This is a genomic window from Pseudoalteromonas sp. TAP-3C (assembly GCF_059888565.1).
Genome location: NZ_CM187618.1, coordinates 3,088,642 through 3,106,057, shown reverse-complemented (window position 1 = coordinate 3,106,057; position 17,416 = coordinate 3,088,642). Strand labels below are relative to the sequence as shown.

At 41.1% G+C, this 17,416-nt stretch carries 17 protein-coding genes; 9 read left to right on the top strand and 8 right to left on the bottom strand.

Features of this window, described 5'->3' with window-relative positions:
* Positions 1 to 20: 20 nt before the first annotated feature.
* Together leuC and leuD are read left to right on the top strand one after the other, a co-directional pair.
* Positions 21 to 1,421, top strand: a complete 1,401-nt coding sequence (leuC, locus tag AC6H44_RS14575) for a 3-isopropylmalate dehydratase large subunit (RefSeq protein WP_500736363.1) — start codon at positions 21 to 23, stop codon at positions 1,419 to 1,421.
* A complete protein-coding gene (gene leuD / locus AC6H44_RS14570) occupies positions 1,421 to 2,020 on the top strand; it encodes a 3-isopropylmalate dehydratase small subunit (protein ID WP_500736362.1) in 600 nt (199 codons plus the stop codon). The genes leuC and leuD overlap by 1 nt, the downstream gene beginning before the upstream one ends.
* A gap of 97 nt (positions 2,021 to 2,117) precedes the next feature.
* Here the strand turns inward: leuD and AC6H44_RS14565 are convergent, their stop codons facing one another.
* A complete protein-coding gene (locus AC6H44_RS14565; RefSeq protein WP_500736360.1) occupies positions 2,118 to 3,134 on the bottom strand; it encodes an Abi family protein in 1,017 nt (338 codons plus the stop codon).
* A 261-nt stretch (positions 3,135 to 3,395) separates the two neighbouring features.
* Here AC6H44_RS14565 and AC6H44_RS14560 point away from each other — a divergent pair, with 261 nt between their 5' ends.
* Positions 3,396 to 3,992, top strand: a complete 597-nt coding sequence (locus AC6H44_RS14560; RefSeq protein WP_500736358.1) for a hypothetical protein — start codon at positions 3,396 to 3,398, stop codon at positions 3,990 to 3,992.
* Between the two features lie 64 nt (positions 3,993 to 4,056).
* On the opposite strand, the gene AC6H44_RS14555 is transcribed toward AC6H44_RS14560, so the two are convergent.
* Positions 4,057 to 4,437, bottom strand: a complete 381-nt coding sequence (locus tag AC6H44_RS14555) for a hypothetical protein (protein ID WP_500736357.1) — start codon at positions 4,435 to 4,437, stop codon at positions 4,057 to 4,059.
* Positions 4,438 to 4,532: 95 nt separating this feature from the next.
* On the opposite strand from AC6H44_RS14555, the gene AC6H44_RS14550 reads away from it, so the two are divergent.
* On the top strand, positions 4,533 to 4,976 hold the full coding sequence (locus AC6H44_RS14550) for a tellurite resistance TerB family protein (protein ID WP_500736355.1): 444 nt from the start codon (positions 4,533 to 4,535) through the stop codon (positions 4,974 to 4,976).
* Positions 4,977 to 4,992: 16 nt separating this feature from the next.
* Here AC6H44_RS14550 and AC6H44_RS14545 read toward each other — a convergent pair whose 3' ends face one another.
* A complete protein-coding gene (locus tag AC6H44_RS14545) occupies positions 4,993 to 5,562 on the bottom strand; it encodes an NADPH-dependent FMN reductase (protein ID WP_500736353.1) in 570 nt (189 codons plus the stop codon).
* A gap of 114 nt (positions 5,563 to 5,676) precedes the next feature.
* On the opposite strand from AC6H44_RS14545, the gene AC6H44_RS14540 reads away from it, so the two are divergent.
* Entirely contained in the window at positions 5,677 to 6,573 is an 897-nt protein-coding gene (locus tag AC6H44_RS14540; protein WP_500736351.1) for a LysR family transcriptional regulator, read from the top strand.
* Between the two features lie 76 nt (positions 6,574 to 6,649).
* Here the strand turns inward: AC6H44_RS14540 and norR are convergent, their stop codons facing one another.
* Positions 6,650 to 8,236, bottom strand: a complete 1,587-nt coding sequence (gene norR / locus AC6H44_RS14535) for a nitric oxide reductase transcriptional regulator NorR (protein WP_500738439.1) — start codon at positions 8,234 to 8,236, stop codon at positions 6,650 to 6,652.
* A gap of 400 nt (positions 8,237 to 8,636) precedes the next feature.
* On the opposite strand from norR, the gene AC6H44_RS14530 reads away from it, so the two are divergent.
* Both AC6H44_RS14530 and hmpA read left to right on the top strand, forming a co-directional pair.
* Positions 8,637 to 9,869 carry an NnrS family protein gene (locus AC6H44_RS14530; RefSeq protein ID WP_500736349.1) on the top strand — a complete coding sequence of 411 codons (1,233 nt, stop codon included), beginning with the start codon at positions 8,637 to 8,639 and terminating at the stop codon, positions 9,867 to 9,869.
* Between the two features lie 21 nt (positions 9,870 to 9,890).
* Positions 9,891 to 11,072 carry an NO-inducible flavohemoprotein gene (gene hmpA / locus AC6H44_RS14525; protein ID WP_500736348.1) on the top strand — a complete coding sequence of 394 codons (1,182 nt, stop codon included), beginning with the start codon at positions 9,891 to 9,893 and terminating at the stop codon, positions 11,070 to 11,072.
* Positions 11,073 to 11,080: 8 nt separating this feature from the next.
* On the opposite strand, the gene AC6H44_RS14520 is transcribed toward hmpA, so the two are convergent.
* Positions 11,081 to 11,734, bottom strand: coding sequence for an endonuclease (locus AC6H44_RS14520; protein ID WP_500736347.1), 654 nt, complete (start codon positions 11,732 to 11,734; stop codon positions 11,081 to 11,083).
* Between the two features lie 257 nt (positions 11,735 to 11,991).
* On the bottom strand, positions 11,992 to 13,197 hold the full coding sequence (locus AC6H44_RS14515; protein ID WP_500735106.1) for an IS4 family transposase: 1,206 nt from the start codon (positions 13,195 to 13,197) through the stop codon (positions 11,992 to 11,994).
* A gap of 115 nt (positions 13,198 to 13,312) precedes the next feature.
* Between AC6H44_RS14515 and AC6H44_RS14510 the strand changes: the two genes are divergently transcribed.
* The gene (locus AC6H44_RS14510; protein WP_500736346.1) at positions 13,313 to 13,693 is read left to right on the top strand and encodes a hypothetical protein; all 381 of its coding nucleotides are present in this window, start codon (positions 13,313 to 13,315) and stop codon (positions 13,691 to 13,693) included.
* Between the two features lies 1 nt (position 13,694).
* Here the strand turns inward: AC6H44_RS14510 and AC6H44_RS14505 are convergent, their stop codons facing one another.
* Positions 13,695 to 14,138, bottom strand: a complete 444-nt coding sequence (locus tag AC6H44_RS14505; protein ID WP_500736344.1) for a PaaI family thioesterase — start codon at positions 14,136 to 14,138, stop codon at positions 13,695 to 13,697.
* A gap of 62 nt (positions 14,139 to 14,200) precedes the next feature.
* Positions 14,201 to 15,814 carry an IS1634 family transposase gene (locus AC6H44_RS14500; protein ID WP_500736343.1) on the bottom strand — a complete coding sequence of 538 codons (1,614 nt, stop codon included), beginning with the start codon at positions 15,812 to 15,814 and terminating at the stop codon, positions 14,201 to 14,203.
* Between the two features lie 290 nt (positions 15,815 to 16,104).
* Between AC6H44_RS14500 and AC6H44_RS14495 the strand changes: the two genes are divergently transcribed.
* Positions 16,105 to 17,310 (top strand): IS4 family transposase, encoded by a 1,206-nt coding sequence (locus AC6H44_RS14495; protein ID WP_500735106.1) that lies wholly within the window; start codon positions 16,105 to 16,107, stop codon positions 17,308 to 17,310.
* The last annotated feature ends 106 nt before the right edge of the window (positions 17,311 to 17,416 follow it).

The following is a 17,416-nucleotide window of genomic DNA, read 5'->3' as shown; positions in this document are numbered from 1 at the left end:
ACAAATTAGGGGATCAGCAAGTGGCCCAAACGTTATACGATAAAATTTGGCAAGCACATGTCGTTGCCAGTATTAATGAGCAAACCGACTTACTTTATATTGACCGTCATTTAGTACACGAAGTGACATCGCCGCAAGCTTTTGCTGGCCTGCGAGAAAAAAACCGTAAAGTACGCTGCCCTGAAAAAACCATTGCCACCATGGATCATAATGTATCGACTAAAAGCCGTTCATTAGATGCTGCCAGTGAAGTATCAAAAAACCAATTGATGGCGCTTGATGCAAACTGTAAAGAATTTGGCATTTTGCTCTATGACTTAAACTCAGTAAATCAAGGTATTGTGCATGTTATTGGCCCTGAGCAAGGGATTACTTTACCTGGCACTACCATTGTGTGTGGCGATAGCCATACCTCAACCCACGGTGCATTTGGTGCATTGGCACACGGTATTGGTACTTCTGAGGTTGAGCACGTATTAGCAACGCAAACCCTACAGCAGAAAAAAGCTAAATCGCTAAAAATTCAAATTAATGGCGTACTGCGACCAACTGTTACCGCAAAAGACTTGATCATGGCGGTGATTGGCAAGCTAGGTACCGCCGGTGGTACGGGTTATGTCGCTGAATTTTGTGGTGAAGGCATTGCAGCACTGTCAATGGAAGCCCGTATGACATTATGTAACATGAGTATCGAAATGGGCGCAAAAGCAGGTTTAATCGCACCGGATCAAATTACCTATGATTACTTAAAAGGTCGCCCATTTGCACCAAAAGGCGCTGATTTTGCTGATGCTGTTGCCTACTGGGAAACGCTAAAAACAGATGCAGGCGCACAGTTTGATCTAGTTGTTGAACTAGAAGCCAGTAGCATTCAGCCGCAAATTACCTGGGGTACTAATCCTGAGCAAGTGATTGGTGTTGATGAATGTATTCCAGATCCAGACCAAGAACCTGATTTAATTAAAGCTGATGCTATTCGCAGCGCGCTTAAATATATGGGTTTAACAGCGGGTGATAAGTTATCATCGGCTACCGTAGATACGGTATTTATTGGTTCATGCACCAATAGCCGTATTGAAGATTTACGCGCCGCCGCACAGATTGTTGAAGGTAAAAAAGTGGCCGCCGGTGTTGAAGCGTTAATCGTGCCTGGCTCCGGCTTGGTTAAAAAACAAGCTGAAGATGAAGGCTTAGCCGATATTTTTAAAGCGGCTGGCTTTGAGTGGCGTGAACCGGGTTGCTCAATGTGTTTAGCAATGAACGATGACCGCTTAGGCGCAGGTAAACGCTGCGCATCTACTTCCAACCGTAATTTTGAAGGTCGCCAAGGCCGAGGCGGGCGCACACACTTAGTAAGCCCCGCAATGGCGGCAGCAGCAGCCATTCATGGTCACTTTGTTGATATTAGAGGAGAAGCCTAATGAGCATCTATTTTAGTGGCTTAATGGCCCCACTTGATAAAAACAACGTCGATACCGACCAAATTATTCCAAAGCAGTTTTTAACCTCAACCAGCCGAGACGGCTTTGATGCCGCGTTATTTTATGATTGGCGCTATTTAGATAACGGCGAGCCAAACCCTGAGTTTATTTTAAACCGCCCATGCTACCAAGGCGCGCAAATATTACTAACTCGCGATAATTTTGGCTGTGGTTCATCACGCGAGCACGCGCCATGGGCATTAAAGCAATATGGTTTTGAAGTGATTTTGGCGGAAAGCTTTGCCGATATTTTTTTCAATAACTGTGGCAATAACCAAATGCTAGCCATTGCATTACCCGCACAAACATTGGAAGAGTTATTTGTACTGAGCGAGCAACACGACGATATTCATATCGACATCGATCTTGAAAATCAAACGCTTACCAGTAACAAGTTTGCCCCAATCAATTTTGATATTCGCAAAGACGTAAAAGAGCGTTTATTAAGCGGCTTAGATTTTATCGGCGTGACCGAAACCCTCAACCCACAAATCGATGCCTTTGAAAAGCAATTAGCCGCAGATAGACCTTGGCAGTAGTGGTTTAAAAGTTATTACTACAATGAAACGCGGATCAGGCCGCGTTTCATTATTAGTCTTAACTTGAATAAATTAACCAGATATGTAGCATCATTTTTTAAAAGCTTCGGTTAAAGTCTTTTCCTAGCACTAGCACTGTATTTCCTGAGTGAGTAACTCTTATTAATTCATTGTTATTTATATTGTAAATAGCTTTTTTAAGTCCCCAACCACCTTTGTTAATTGGTAAGTTGTTTGAAATTTTATCTGGTGCGACGAAGCTATTTAATCCATTGATGCTACATAGAGATCTGAATCTTGCATCACTTTGGTTTTGGATAAAATCGCTTAATCTCTCTGAGCTCATCCAGCCAATTAACTTCAATATATCCTCGTAATGTTTAAGTAAAAGTGAGCAACTAGCTTTAGCACCAAATATAGGTTGATTATAATCAGGTTTCCCAGATAATGGATCTTTATAGAAAAACTTCCAGATAGCTTCATGGTGAGTCAATCGGTTTCGCAGCTCTCTAATACTTTTAAATTCGTTTTCAATATGTTCTCTAGATACATTATTAGTAGCGTTTGGAAAGACTACATTTAGTAGGTTTGGCCATAAAAGCATTTGTGAATTTTTGTCCTCATACTCTTTAGATAAGAAGTTTGTCCAAAAACCAAACTCTAAGCTAGAAATAACTCTTCCGGGAGTAACTGTTTTACCTTCTTTTTTTAGCCGCTTAGATGCGTCAATTACTTTCTTCTCTTCCCAGAGATAATTAGTGATCAACCGTTCGCCATCAGGTCCTAATACATACCCAGTCTTATCAACTTGTTGAGAGCCTCTGGCTTTTTTTGTATACCTATCATATGACTTGATTTTTCTTTTACCCATATATTTTGTAAAAGAGAATATCCAATCAGGTCCGGTGCTATATACACCTTTAGCTGCTGGTGGTGGGAAAGCTTCAATTGCACCAACAATGGCGTTTCGTAATGTAACTTCGAGACATTGAATTGCCGGTAGAAGGGCTCCCGCAAGTGCTTTATTCCAATGATATGCAGCTAATTCATCTTCTTTTTTTAATTTGAGATGCTTAGAGTATATCGACAGTCTTTCTTCCGTTATGTATTTCACTACGATTTAAACCTATAAATTGTTGACAATGCATTATACCATCGTTAGTATTATATGCATTAAGGCGGAGTAGCCTCAGAATTTATTTTGAGGTCTCATGCGAAAAAAGTAATCGGAAAAGCCACCCTTTGGGTGGCTTTTCTCGTTATTAAATAAATTATTTTTCCCATCAGCTTCAAATAGAAACCAGACTCACCAATACTACTTCCTTTGCTTTTATAAAAACGCTAAGCTGCTCTTTTATATTTTTTGGAACATGCTATGAAATTATTAACAGTTGCAGCGCTAATACTTGCATCAACCGCTGCATTAGCTCGCCCAGCTCCTTTAGTATCTATTCCAAGTCATGACGGCTTTTTCGATAGTATTGCTGCTCACTGCGGTAAAGCTTTTGAGGGTAAAGTAACGGTTGATAATGCCATTGGACCAAGCTCGTTTGCGGGTAAAAAATTAGTCATGCATGTTCGCAAATGCACTGAGAGCGAATTGCAGGTGCCGTTTCATGTCGGTGATGACGCTTCGCGCACGTGGATCATTACTAAAACCGGCAGTGGTTTGAGCTTAAAGCATGATCACCGCCATCAAGATGGTACTGACGATGTATCAACTATGTACGGTGGCCACACAGTTGATGCGGGTTTTGCGAATATGCAGTCATTCCCAGCAGATCAGTATTCAAAAGAGTTATTTGTCAGCCAAGGTATACCGCAATCGGTAGGCAATACATGGCAAATGTATATTTACCCTGAAACGTTTACTTACCGCTTAATTCGCCAAGGACGCGAATTCCGCGTTGATTTTGATTTAAGCAAACCAATTACACCACCTGCTGCGCCATGGGGATATGGCGTTAACTAGCTTTTTATCAGTAAACCATTGGCTGTTTTAATATTCAGTGGTATTACTGATAAATACCGAGGTGTTATTTTTTTGAGGTTTTTTCTGCGGGCATTTCACATTGAACAAACACACTAAGCGGTGGCTGATAAGCGCGAGGTTTGGTTGGGAAACGTTGGTACTCTTGAATGCCCTCGGTCACTTTTAACATAAAGGGATGGTCGCGACATAAGCGATTGGCGTGGCGCAACAAAAACACACTTTGATTTTTAAAATGCGAATAGTCATCAGACTGTATTTCTAGGTGGTAGTTGTTGGTGTCTATTTGAGTTTGCTTGTAATGTACTTTTTCATCGAAGTCATAAAGTCGCTGCATTTCACTTTGTTCAGCTGATACACTCATGCACGCTGTTAAAATCACCCCGCTAATAATTCCATATAAATAACGATTGGCTTTTCTACTCATAAACCTTTAACTCCATCTTAATTTTGGGTAGTGTGATCAGCCTACCTACTAAACCCGTTATGATACAAGTCTAACACCCAAAAAGGGGAAATGTGATGTTCAAGCAAATTAAACAGCTTTTTTCTACAATTAACCAGCAAACGTCTGATATTGAACAACATGATTTAAAAACAGCCGTAGCCGCATTGTTAATCGAGGTAATGCGAGCCGATAATGACCTACAAGCGAATGAGCAAAATACCTTAAGCCTGACATTAAAAAAATATTTTGACTTAACCGATGAAGCTGTTGATGAGTTAGCCCAGCAAGCAAGTTCAAGTTTAGATGACGCTATTGACTATTTTCAGTTTTCTAAACAAATTAATAATCAATGCAGCGCACAGCAACGTATTGAAATTGTAGAATTACTTTGGCGTTTAGCGTACTCAGATGGAGAGCTTGATCCACAAGAAGAATATGTTATTCGTCGCGTTGCCAACTTATTGTATGTCACCCATGAAGACTTTATCGCCGCTAAATTAGCAGCGACAAAGCTTTAGTCAGTAGTGTAACCACTTACTTATTGAGTTTGCTAGTAACGCTTACGAGTTGCTGCGCAAGGCCTGCTACTTTTTCAGCCGTCACGGGGTCGCTAATGCGGCCTGTTTCATCTAGTACAGTATGAATTGCTGGTACTGCTAATTGGTCGGCCAGTACTAGGCTACCAATGCCTGATAAAATATCGCGTACATGGTTTAAGCCACGTAAACCACCCAGTCCACCCGGTGACGCTGCGTATAACGCGGTTACTTTATTTGCAAATGCAGGCTCTGCACCTTGTTCGGTGCGTGATGCCCAATCAATGGCATTTTTTAATACAGCAGTAATAGAGCCATTATATTCAGGGCTTGCCAATAATATACCATCGGCTGCGCGTAGTTTGTCTTTTAATACCTGTGCGCCTTCTGGTGTGCCTTGCGCTTCGATGTCTTCGTCAAACATGGGTAAGTTTAGATCTGCCAGTTTAATCATTTCTACTTCTGCACCGCTTTCTAATGCAAAGCGGGCTGCTTCATTGATCAATTTTTGGTTAAAGCTGTCTTTACGTAAGCTGCCTGCTAAGGCAATAATTTTTGGAGCTGTCATACGCTTATCCTGTCGTTGTTTTGATGTGATTACTTTAACAAATAATTACTTGCAGAAAAGCCAAATAAACGCAAAACTTGTGTGCGTATATGCACAGTTTAAAGAGTATTTATCATGGCTATTCAATTTGATGATTGGCAAGATCTAAAGGTCGCTTTTGAGGTGGCGCGGTTAGGCACTTTAACTGCCGCAGCTGAAGCGTTAAATGTTCATCATAGTACGGTGCTCAGACGAATAAATAATCTAGAAAAAAGCTTAAATGCACGTTTATTTCATCGCCATGCTAGAGGCTATAAGGTCACTGAAATTGGCGCTAAGTTATTTACTACAGCGCAAGCGATTAATGGTGAATTAGAGCGTTTGCACAGCGATATTATTGCCGCAGATAGCACCTTGCAAGGCAGTTTGTTACTCACCACAGTCAGTGGCTTTATTGATGTGCTCAGTGAGGTGTGTGAGCAGTTTCAAATGTTGCATCCGCAAGTGCAATTACAAGTGATTATGGAGCAAAAGCGTTTACGTTTAGACCATGGCCAAGCACATATCGCCGTAAGAGCTGGTCCTAGACCTGATGAAGGGGATTATATTGCCCAACATTTAGTGGCACTAACTTCAGGGCTTTATGCGTCAAAGCATTACATTAGCCGTCATGGGCTGCCACAAACATTAACACAATTTTCATTGCATAACTTTGTATCGGGTGTGGCTGGGTATAATGCCAAAGTGCCTTATTTTGCATGGATTGATGAAAATATTCCCCCGTCGCAAGTTAAACTTAGGGTATCAGAAACCTCAGAAGCTACTCGTGCCATTGTTAAGGGGTTAGGTATTGGAGGGGTGCAACATGATGTGGCCGCACAATACGCTGATTTAGTTCCGGTATTACCTAACGAGCTAAGTTGGCCGACTGATTTGTGGTTAGTGACACATCATTTAGTGCATCGAACCGCTAAGGTTCAAGCGTTTAGTCAGTTATTAAAAACCTATTTTCAAATAAATAAAGCAAGCTAATGTGGCATTATAAAAAATTAGGGGTTACTTGCTGTAAAGCTCCTAATTTAGACGAACTGACGATTTTATAGCTACTTTATAACGACTTTTTGATTGAAATACCTAAGCGCCTTGCTAAGCGAACTAAGTTTGCACGGTCTACTTTTAAGGTGCGTGCTGCACTTGCCCAGTTATAATTATGTTGCTCAAGCTGCTGACTAATTAAATGATGGATAAAGGTATCGGTTGCTTGCTTAAGTGATAAGTTTTGCTCTGCTATGCTGGTATTACTGTCTATAGTACTTTTTGCCGTATTAGCAGATAATGGTAACTGTGTTGCATTACCAGCGCTAAGGTTTAGCTCACAGTGCTCAGGTTTTATAGTAATAATAACCTGTTGCCATTGGCTTTGCTTGGCCTTTAGTGCTGCGCGGCTGATCACATGTTCCAGCTCTCTTACGTTACCTGGCCATTGATACTGAGTTAATATTAATTGTGTATCGACACTTAACTTAAGTTGTTTTATTGCTAATTTTCGGGCAGTTTGCTCAACAAAAAAACCAGCTAATAAAACCACATCATTTTCACGCTGGCGTAACGGCGCTACAGTTAATGGGTAGACACTTAATCTATGATATAAATCGGCTCTAAAGCGTCCTTCTGCGACTTCTTTTTTTAAATTACGATTAGTGGCCGCAATAACTCGCACATCAACGTACTTTACTTCGTCTTCACCTACTGTTTGTATTTCGCCACTTTGTAATACCCGTAGCAATTTACTTTGCAGTACCAGTGGTAGCTCACCAATTTCGTCTAAAAATAAAGTGCCGCCGTGCGCTAGCTGAAACTTACCTTGGCGCGCATGATCCGCCCCAGTAAATGCGCCTTTAGCATGGCCAAAAAACTCACTTTCGGCGAGGTTTTCAGCAAGCGAAGCACAGTTTAAATGAATAAGTGGTTGCTCCCAGCGTTTAGAGTGTAAATGAATATTTCGTGCAACCAGCTCTTTACCTACGCCGGTTTCGCCTAAAATTAACACACTAAAATTAGAGGCGGCGACAAGTTTTATATCATTTTTAAGTGCTTGTACTGCTGAGCTTTGACCAATGATTTCGCCGCCATCACGGGTGAGCGCTTCGCGGTTAAGTTCTTGCACTAAGGCGCTGGAATGCTGGGCATGTAATTTATAATGAGCCAGTTGTAATGCCGTTTTAAAATGTGCACTGCATAGGGCTTGTAAGGTGCTAAGTGTTTGCGCACTAAGCGTGTTAAAAGCATTGGCATTAAGGCTGTCAAACGTAATCACACCTAACAACTGTTGTTGATCAAATAACGGCAAACCTAAGCAAGCGTGTACAGGAATGTCGCCAATTTTTGCTAGCAGTAAGCCGTCGTAAGGATCGGGTAATGGACAGTCATGGGCAAATTGCAGTGGTTGCTGAGTATTACAAATAGCTTCTAGACGCGGATGTTCACTAAGCTTAAAACGCCGCCCTAAGCTATCTGGCATTAAGCCTTTAATGGCAAGCGGCTTGAGCTGCTCACCTTGTAACTCAAGCAATGCGCTGGCATCACTGGCAATTACTGCTTCAAGGGTAGTCAGTAATTGCTCAAAACAGTTTTTATCTAATGTGCTTTGAGCTAGTTTTACCGCCACGGCAGTAAGGTTAATTGCGCTGCTCATGTCAAAATGACTCATATGTGTTTTTTAGTTTGATTTAAAATAGGTCATAAAGACATAAAAAGCAAAGGCTAATAAGTTATAGTATTGAAATATATGTACTTATTTTATTGGCGCGATATATGCAGTAGGGTAGTTAAGTACATTAGTTGTTGAGTTTGTTATGAATACATAAGTTATACATAATCCAAACTACAAAACTGAGACCGCTTGTTTACTGAAAAAACGATTGCTAGTGGCAAACTCATTATCAACAGCTGGTTGTGCAATACTATGCCGATTACTTTTCTATACCGGTGCAAATTTCGGCGCATATTAGCACTATTGTTATAGCTGCTATTTTAAAAATTAGCTATGTGCTGCGCTGTATCGCACTACATGGCATGGGTAAGGAAGTTCGTTAATGCGACCTATTAATTTATCTCAGCCGGTACCGGCTAATATTCGCTTTTACCAAGTAACGCGATGGCCATTATGGATGCTGCCATTTAGACCCTATTTTTTAGCTGCAGGTTTGTTGGCTTTTAGCTCAATAGGCTACTGGTTATTAATTTTAACGGGGAGTGCAACTTGGCAGTTAACCATCCCCGCCACATTATGGCATGCTCACGAAATGTTATTTGGATTTGCAGGTGTTGTTGCGGTCGGTTTTTTACTTACCGCCGCGCAAACTTGGACTGGAGTACCTAGCATTAATGGCAAAAAATTAATGCTCTTAACACTGTTATGGCTTGCTGCTCGAGGTGCATTTTTTGTGTCTTTGCCTGTTTTTACACAATTTAATTTATATGCGGTGTTGGTGTTACAGCTTCTATGGTGGTTAGGAGTTATTGCCGTATTAGCTAATATGTTATTAACCGCTAAAAGCAAAAATAACTATCAATTTTTAGTACTATTGGCGGCGCTGTGTACGTTAAATATTGTTTACTTAGCCATGCTGATTGAACAAAAAATACAGTTTGCGCTTGTCATTGTTGATACTGCAGTATTACTGATGACCTTATTGATAGGCATAGTAGCAGGGCGTGTATTACCATTTTTTACCAGTAAAGGACTCGGTTTAACAGCACAGGTACGAACAGCTAAAGTGGACTCAGTATTACTGTATGTGAGCGTTTTTAGTATTGCGGTGTTTTTTCTTAGTCAGTTGTTTTTTAATCAGCTAAATCCAGGTTGGGCACTTGCTGTGGTTGCTGTGCTGCATTTAATCCGCAGTTTTTATTGGTGGGATAAAAAAGTGCTTAGCGTTCCTTTGTTATGGTCTTTGCATTTTTCATACTTAGCATTAGGTGTAGGTTTAATGTTGGTAGCCGTGAGCTTTTATAGCAGCGTTATTTTATTTAAAGATGCATTACACCTTATTACCATAAGTACCATAGGGATGATGATTTTAGCCATGATGACACGTGTTTCTCATGGTCACACAGGGCGTTCTTTGGTTATTCCACATTATATAGCCGTTGCTTTTGCTTTGGTGTTAGTGGCTGGGATTATTCGTTCTTTACTGCCTTTTATTATTGGGCCACACCTTGCTTGGCAAATCAGTGCTGCACTGTGGTTGCTGGCATTTTTATTATTTTTAATTCACTGCACACCTATATTAACGCGGCGTCGTGTTGATGGGCGTCGTGGTTAGTTCCTCTTTGGGAAAACCAAAATGTTATCTGAAAAAACTATCGAGATTGTAAAAAGTACGGTTCCTTTGCTTGCAGAATCAGGCACGGTGGTCACCGATTATTTTTATAAGCGCATGTTTAGCCATAACCCTGAACTTAAACATATTTTTAATATGACCAATCAAGAAACGGGTCGTCAGCAATTTGCATTATTTAATGCATTGGCTGCTTACGCGCAAAATATTGATAATTTAGCTGTATTAAAAGAGGCACTTGCGCGTATTAATCATAAGCACACCAGCTTGAATATTTTACCCGAGCATTACCCTATTGTAGGTGCACATTTAATCGGCACGTTAAAAGAACTTATTCCGGATCAATTTACTGCTGATGTTGAATACGCATGGCGAGAAGCTTATAACCTGCTGGCTGATATTTGTATTACCGAAGAGGCAGCGTTGTATGCACACAGTAAAAATAACCACGGTGGCTGGGTGGGCACACGGAAGTTTGAAATTACCCATAAACATGTTGAGTCTGAATTTGTAACCAGCTTTATCCTCACGCCTGTAGACGGCAAAGCCGTTATTTCCCACAAGCCAGGACAGTACATTGGCATTAAAGTTAAGCCTGAGGGCGCAGAATATGAAGAGATCCGCCAGTATTCTATTTCGCAAAAGAGCAATACTAAAAACTATCGTATTAGCGTTAAAAAAGAGTGCCAACCACAGCCTGGCGTGGTGTCTAATTATTTACACTCACTAGAGCAGGGCGCACGAGTAGAGTGTTATCCGCCAGCAGGTGATTTTATTTTAAAAAATGAGGCAACTCCAGTTGTACTTATTTCAGCAGGTGTTGGCCAAACCCCAATGATGGCGATGTTGCAAACGCTACTGAGTGATAAGACTAACCAAGCGATTAGTTATTTGCACGCATGTGAAAACAGCCGTGAATTTTCATTTAAAGAGTATTTAGCGCAGCAAACGGCAATGTCTCCACAGCTAAAAACATACACTTGGTTTAATCAAGGTGGCGAGGGATGTGATTTCACTGGGCTCATCGATTTATCGGTGCTTGAGGCATCACTGCCTATTAGCAATGGTGCATTTTATTTATGTGGACCAGCATCATTTATGGCTTACGTAAAAGGCCAGTTACTTGATTTAGGAGTGCAAAGCTCAAACATTCACTACGAAGTATTTGGACCACACCAAGCATTATAAACATAAGCTTACAGCTTTTTACTGTGGGTGTTTGCGGCATAAGCTTGTTGTTGCCACGCATTAAACAGCTTTTGTTGTATATTTGATATTTTTAAACCATAGGTTTTTTGCATGTAAGCGTACGCATCGGCAATGCGTTTACGTGCATGAACAGGTGGCTCAATCACACGTTGTTTAAAATTAACCTTAACTTCACAGCGACCATATTGGTTAGCGGTTTGGGTTAACATGCCAAAACGATAATTTGAGCGATCGGCGTTAATTTCACCGATTGCAGGGGCTAAATTGTTTATATCGGCTTCCATCATACGAAACTTAGCACTCACCTTGCGGCAGTTTTTACGCCCACCATTTTGCCAGCATTGTAACTGGTGACCAAATTCCCAAGCCGGTACAATATGTTCCCATTCAATTCGCAGTGCACGTTGATTTACTTTGCCTGAGCGGGTGAGTGTGTTGCGGGGCACGTAGCCACAATGGGCGGGGTCGGGTAGCAACTTTTTGCCTTGTTTTTTTATATCGCAACCACAATAAATACTTTTAGCGTTTTCGGGAAGGGTACTAATTAAATGCTTTTTGGCACTCGAAAAACGCGTAAATTGTTCGCCCATTGCTGAAAAACAAACACAGCAAGCCAACAAAGTTAAAATAAACCGAATCATATCCATCACATACGTGAACTGCAGGAGCGGCTAGTTTAAGGCTTAGAATAAAAAAGTAAACTGTCACCGGCATGCTTTAATTTTAATTTGCGTATTTTGTATAGGGCGTTTTTTAGGAGTAAACCGTGGGCAATATTCAGAGGCTAACGCTAAAAACGCGTTAATGCAGTGATTCCTACGTTGTTGATTTGGTATAACAGTAAAACTGCGTTAAAGTTTGCAAGGTAATCAATAGAGGCTGAGAGATCCCCACGAATTTAGCCTAAATTATCAATTTGTATAGTCAGAAGTGACAACTGGCTATACACATAAATAATGAACTGCCCATCAGGCTCATACCTAGGATCATCAACCACTTCTTTGCCAAGATAAATATAGGACAATACTCGTCGTTTTTTCTCTGTATTCGCTTGTAATGCCGCATCCCCTTGTTGTGCCGACACGGTGTACCCTATGCACCATAAGACAAACAACATTAACGCCGCTATGAGCAATAAATTATCAAACCTTTCTGCGCTTCTTGAATTTGCAAAGGCTAAACTAATGCCAAGTTTTGCATTCTTAGTGTCTCTGAAACTTTCTTCTATTTGCATACGTTGTTTATATAAAGTCACAATCCGTTGAGGCTTATCTGTAAATTGTGTAGGTAAATTAAACACAAGTAGCCAAGGCTCTTTGGCCTTTTGTTGTTGGTATTTAACCGTTGTACATTGAGATTGCCCACCCCGTTTTTTGATTTTTTTACGTCCCTTGTTTTTCCCTCTAAACAAAACACCTTGGCACGCGAAACGAACTGTTTTTCCGTAGTAAATCTGTGTCAGAAGGTGTGGTTTATCTGTTGCTTGCTCAAACCATGATTTACAATTTCGCCATGTCTCAAGGTCGCTAGATAAGGTCACATTGCCTCTGACGCGCCCAAGCCAATACCAGCCTTTATCTTCTATGGCTTTAAACCATGGCGTTCTAAAAATAGCATCAGATAAAATAATAGGCTGACAATCTGCAGGTAAACACTGTGCCAAGCTATCGAGTAAGTGTTGATGAGCCGCTTCGGTATTTAATTCGCTTTCAGGATACACTTTTTCATAGAGCGTTAACGCTCTTCCCCCCATTGGTATGCTTGCCCTGAGCACTTGAAATATTTCGCCGCCATTAATAGGTGACCAGTCAACGATAATAAGTGGGTGTTGTTGCTGGCCTACTAAGCATTCGGTCATATGTTCATAGAAACAAAGACGTTCTTGATGCAGGTTAGCATTACCAATCAAACGGTCTGCGCGTTTAATATCATGTTTTTTATCGGTATTAGAAAATGATTTTAATCCGCGGCCTAGGTAAGTGACAGTAACGCGCTGGTCACGCAAGCCTGAGTTAACAAACGTAAAGACTGTATTTAAACGTGTTTTATGAATTTCAGGGTAGGCAATGGCAATATCTTTGTGTAATATTTCGGTGGCTTTCATGATTATGAGTGAGTTTTTTTATAGTGAAAAAATTTGATCACAAATAATCATGAGAGTCTACCATTAATTTTTATTTTGTGGGGATTCGTCAGCAATAGAGGGTAAAAACGAGATAATGTCGGAAATTCAATTTTTAAATGTAGATCTAGAGCTTGAGTCAAAGCAAGATATTAGTGTATTAGTTGCAGATTTAAAAAAGGTCGCAACTATTTTACATTATGATAAAGACGAATACCGCCAACTTGCGCGCATAGAGGTCGCAGGTGAAATAACCACGCCAGATAAAGCGATTAATCACTTGTGTGAGTTAATTGAGTCGTGTTCACGTAATGCATTAAAGCAATGGTTAAGTTGCTCACGCAGAACGTTTGATATGGGGTTTGAGTCGGGTACTTCGCCAAAATGCTTTAACCAAGCCTTGCATGCAGATACCTTGTTACGTATATCTGCAATTGGTGCTGGTATAGAAATTACTATTTACCCTCTGGAAAAGTAATTTAGGCTTTTCGCTCGACGACGGCTGCGGTCATGCGTGATACGCAGCAAAGTTCATTGCGGCTATTGGTTATTTTAATATCCCAAACTGAGCTTCGCTTGCCTATATGATAAGCTCTGGCAGTGGCCGTTAATGTGCCATTGCGTGATGCTTTTAAGTGACTTGCACTGATCTCTTGTCCTACGCAATAAAACTTAGTGAAATCGACTATAAAATTAGCGGCATAACTTGCTACTGTTTCAGCAAGCACTACATTTGCGCCACCATGCACTATGCCCATTGGGTTGTGATGCTCAGGAATCGCCGGCATAGTCGCGACTAAGTAGTCATCACCAATTTCACTGATTTCTATACCCATAGTTTTCATCAATGTTCCTTGCCCGTTAATGCCCTGATCTAATTGTTTACAAAATTCCAATGTAATTGGTTGGTGCCAAATACCCATGCTAGCTCCTTGGATAAGTAATTGAGAATTAAAATGTATAGATCCGATCTTCCGCACCCATTTTAAGAATAAATCCGCTGATATTTTTCACCCAAGCAATCAACAATGGTTTGATTGCGCGGCTGCATATTCGCCACCATGGGTGGCTTATCAGGCCAATACATTATGATGATATGCTCGAAGCACTGGAACACCCAGCGTGCCGTGGGGCGTTGGCCCGGCTTGTATTTCATTGTGGGGAAGTAGCAGTTTTTCTCGACCAAGGTTTTGCGAATTTGATGCTCTAACCCCGCGTACACCATTAGGCAGCAAGTCATTACCATGAGTAAGGCTTCAATGCGCTCAGGCTTTTTCAGGTAAATAGCGCTCGTAAGGAAGTCGGGACTTTTCAAGAATCGAAAGCCTTTTTCTACATTCTGCTGCGCTTTGTAGCTGCTCAGCAAGTTTGCCATGTCAAGATGGTCGCTAACATCATTGGTGGCAATAATGAACAAACCCAGTTGTTGTAAAGCGGCTTTTCTGGATGCCAGTGGTGTGCATAATGCACCCGTAATCTGGTATTCGATACGCTCAGGAGATTGTCCGAGTTTAGGGCGTCCTGCTCCCTTAAAAATGGCTACTTCAACAACATGTGCATCCACATCACATACCGCTTGTTTACCTCGCCATTTTATGAGGGCGCTTTGTGCGTCTTTTTCGCAAGCGAAGCGTTGTTGGCACAGTTTTTTAAAGCTTTTGCGGGCAACTTCTCCGGCTTTTAGCATACGCTTGTTCAGGTTATGCTGCTCTCGCTTATACGCCTGCTCACTGCGAATGAGTAGCCATTTTTGTTTCACACCCCCGTATTCACTGTCATAACTGACGCCTTCATAGCCTGGTGAGATAGGGGTGAAATTCAAGTTAGGCGCTTGCTTAACAAGGGTTTTAGCTTCTTTGAGGGTTTGCGGTACCCGCGTAATGAACAGTTGGCCTTGAGTATGTAAATCTTTAATGGTTTCTTGCACATACAAGGCGGCATCGGCCACAAAGTAGCGGCTGGCTTGCGCGGCTTTTAAACTGCCAATATGTGCCTTTACAATCTGTTTAAAGCCTTCCATATCATTGCTGTTGCCACTGGCAGGCTTCATATAAACCGGAATGCCTGACTGGTTCTCACAGATAAGATTGAGTATCACTTGGTTGAGCTCAGGGCGATGGTCGCGCGAATAACCTTTCGCGATACGGATAGGTTTTGGTTCGTCATCATCAGGCTCGCTTGTCGCTTTGCCATCGTAATGAAAGCTTGTTGAATCAAGGTGTAAAGCTTCGGTTTGTAACCCTAATTTCTCTACCACCGCCTCACCCAATTGCTGATACAGCTTCGATACGCCGTATTCATATAAGGTGTCTAAACAGCGACCAAGCGCATCGTCGTTGATGTGCTCGGACTTTACGCCTTCACCAATTAATCTATCAAGCGGCTTGCCTTGAAAATACTCGCTGTACATATGCAGTGTGCGGCCAGTGAAACCTAGGCCGTTTAGCACCATAGCCAACACTAATTGACCACAACTGATGTTGCGCTCAGGCGCCACGCCACCGAGTGCGTTATCAATAATATCGACAAAACCTAGATCGTGACAAAATCCAGCAACTAAGCCGTGGTGTTCGAGTTTTTGGGCATAAGGGATAGACATAAATACGCGCTCTCAAAAGAGAGTAATAGATCAAATATGGGGATCGCCGTCAAGTGTTTTTTAACAAAATTCGATCAACCGCTCATTTAATGAACTAATTTAATTCAGATTTAGGGTGCGGAATGACAGATAGATACTACAATTTATTAATACTGCAATGCGCCGCTGATAATTACATTTATTAGCGGGCTTTTAAAGCTGACGAATCCCCACAAAATAAAAATTAATGGTAGACTCTCATGATTATTTGTGATCAAATTTTTTCACTATAAAAAAACTCACTCATAATCATGAAAGCCACCGAAATATTACACAAAGATATTGCCATTGCCTACCCTGAAATTCATAAAACACGTTTAAATACAGTCTTTACGTTTGTTAACTCAGGCTTGCGTGACCAGCGCGTTACTGTCACTTACCTAGGCCGCGGATTAAAATCATTTTCTAATACCGATAAAAAACATGATATTAAACGCGCAGACCGTTTGATTGGTAATGCTAACCTGCATCAAGAACGTCTTTGTTTCTATGAACATATGACCGAATGCTTAGTAGGCCAGCAACAACACCCACTTATTATCGTTGACTGGTCACCTATTAATGGCGGCGAAATATTTCAAGTGCTCAGGGCAAGCATACCAATGGGGGGAAGAGCGTTAACGCTCTATGAAAAAGTGTATCCTGAAAGCGAATTAAATACCGAAGCGGCTCATCAACACTTACTCGATAGCTTGGCACAGTGTTTACCTGCAGATTGTCAGCCTATTATTTTATCTGATGCTATTTTTAGAACGCCATGGTTTAAAGCCATAGAAGATAAAGGCTGGTATTGGCTTGGGCGCGTCAGAGGCAATGTGACCTTATCTAGCGACCTTGAGACATGGCGAAATTGTAAATCATGGTTTGAGCAAGCAACAGATAAACCACACCTTCTGACACAGATTTACTACGGAAAAACAGTTCGTTTCGCGTGCCAAGGTGTTTTGTTTAGAGGGAAAAACAAGGGACGTAAAAAAATCAAAAAACGGGGTGGGCAATCTCAATGTACAACGGTTAAATACCAACAACAAAAGGCCAAAGAGCCTTGGCTACTTGTGTTTAATTTACCTACACAATTTACAGATAAGCCTCAACGGATTGTGACTTTATATAAACAACGTATGCAAATAGAAGAAAGTTTCAGAGACACTAAGAATGCAAAACTTGGCATTAGTTTAGCCTTTGCAAATTCAAGAAGCGCAGAAAGGTTTGATAATTTATTGCTCATAGCGGCGTTAATGTTGTTTGTCTTATGGTGCATAGGGTACACCGTGTCGGCACAACAAGGGGATGCGGCATTACAAGCGAATACAGAGAAAAAACGACGAGTATTGTCCTATATTTATCTTGGCAAAGAAGTGGTTGATGATCCTAGGTATGAGCCTGATGGGCAGTTCATTATTTATGTGTATAGCCAGTTGTCACTTCTGACTATACAAATTGATAATTTAGGCTAAATTCGTGGGGATCTCTCAGCTTTTAAAGTATCTTATTTTGTCTTTTTAAGGTATTAATTTATATTTGCGATTTTTAAATAACTGTATATACTCACAGTTAATTGTA

Bases quoted from the DNA above. Each gene is read 5' to 3' on its own strand.
- leuD (WP_500736362.1), top strand. From the start codon at position 1,421: ATGAGCATCTATTTTAGTGGCTTAATGGCCCCACTTGATAAAAACAAC.
- AC6H44_RS14560 (WP_500736358.1), top strand. From the start codon at position 3,396: ATGAAATTATTAACAGTTGCAGCGCTAATACTTGCATCAACCGCTGCA.
- AC6H44_RS14555 (WP_500736357.1), bottom strand. From the start codon at position 4,437: ATGAGTAGAAAAGCCAATCGTTATTTATATGGAATTATTAGCGGGGTG.
- AC6H44_RS14550 (WP_500736355.1), top strand. From the start codon at position 4,533: ATGTTCAAGCAAATTAAACAGCTTTTTTCTACAATTAACCAGCAAACG.
- AC6H44_RS14545 (WP_500736353.1), bottom strand. From the start codon at position 5,562: ATGACAGCTCCAAAAATTATTGCCTTAGCAGGCAGCTTACGTAAAGAC.
- AC6H44_RS14540 (WP_500736351.1), top strand. From the start codon at position 5,677: ATGGCTATTCAATTTGATGATTGGCAAGATCTAAAGGTCGCTTTTGAG.
- norR (WP_500738439.1), bottom strand. From the start codon at position 8,236: ATGAGCAGCGCAATTAACCTTACTGCCGTGGCGGTAAAACTAGCTCAA.
- AC6H44_RS14530 (WP_500736349.1), top strand. From the start codon at position 8,637: ATGCGACCTATTAATTTATCTCAGCCGGTACCGGCTAATATTCGCTTT.
- hmpA (WP_500736348.1), top strand. From the start codon at position 9,891: ATGTTATCTGAAAAAACTATCGAGATTGTAAAAAGTACGGTTCCTTTG.
- AC6H44_RS14520 (WP_500736347.1), bottom strand. From the start codon at position 11,734: ATGATTCGGTTTATTTTAACTTTGTTGGCTTGCTGTGTTTGTTTTTCA.
- AC6H44_RS14515 (WP_500735106.1), bottom strand. From the start codon at position 13,197: ATGAAAGCCACCGAAATATTACACAAAGATATTGCCATTGCCTACCCT.
- AC6H44_RS14510 (WP_500736346.1), top strand. From the start codon at position 13,313: ATGTCGGAAATTCAATTTTTAAATGTAGATCTAGAGCTTGAGTCAAAG.
- AC6H44_RS14505 (WP_500736344.1), bottom strand. From the start codon at position 14,138: ATGGGTATTTGGCACCAACCAATTACATTGGAATTTTGTAAACAATTA.
- AC6H44_RS14500 (WP_500736343.1), bottom strand. From the start codon at position 15,814: ATGTCTATCCCTTATGCCCAAAAACTCGAACACCACGGCTTAGTTGCT.
- AC6H44_RS14495 (WP_500735106.1), top strand. From the start codon at position 16,105: ATGAAAGCCACCGAAATATTACACAAAGATATTGCCATTGCCTACCCT.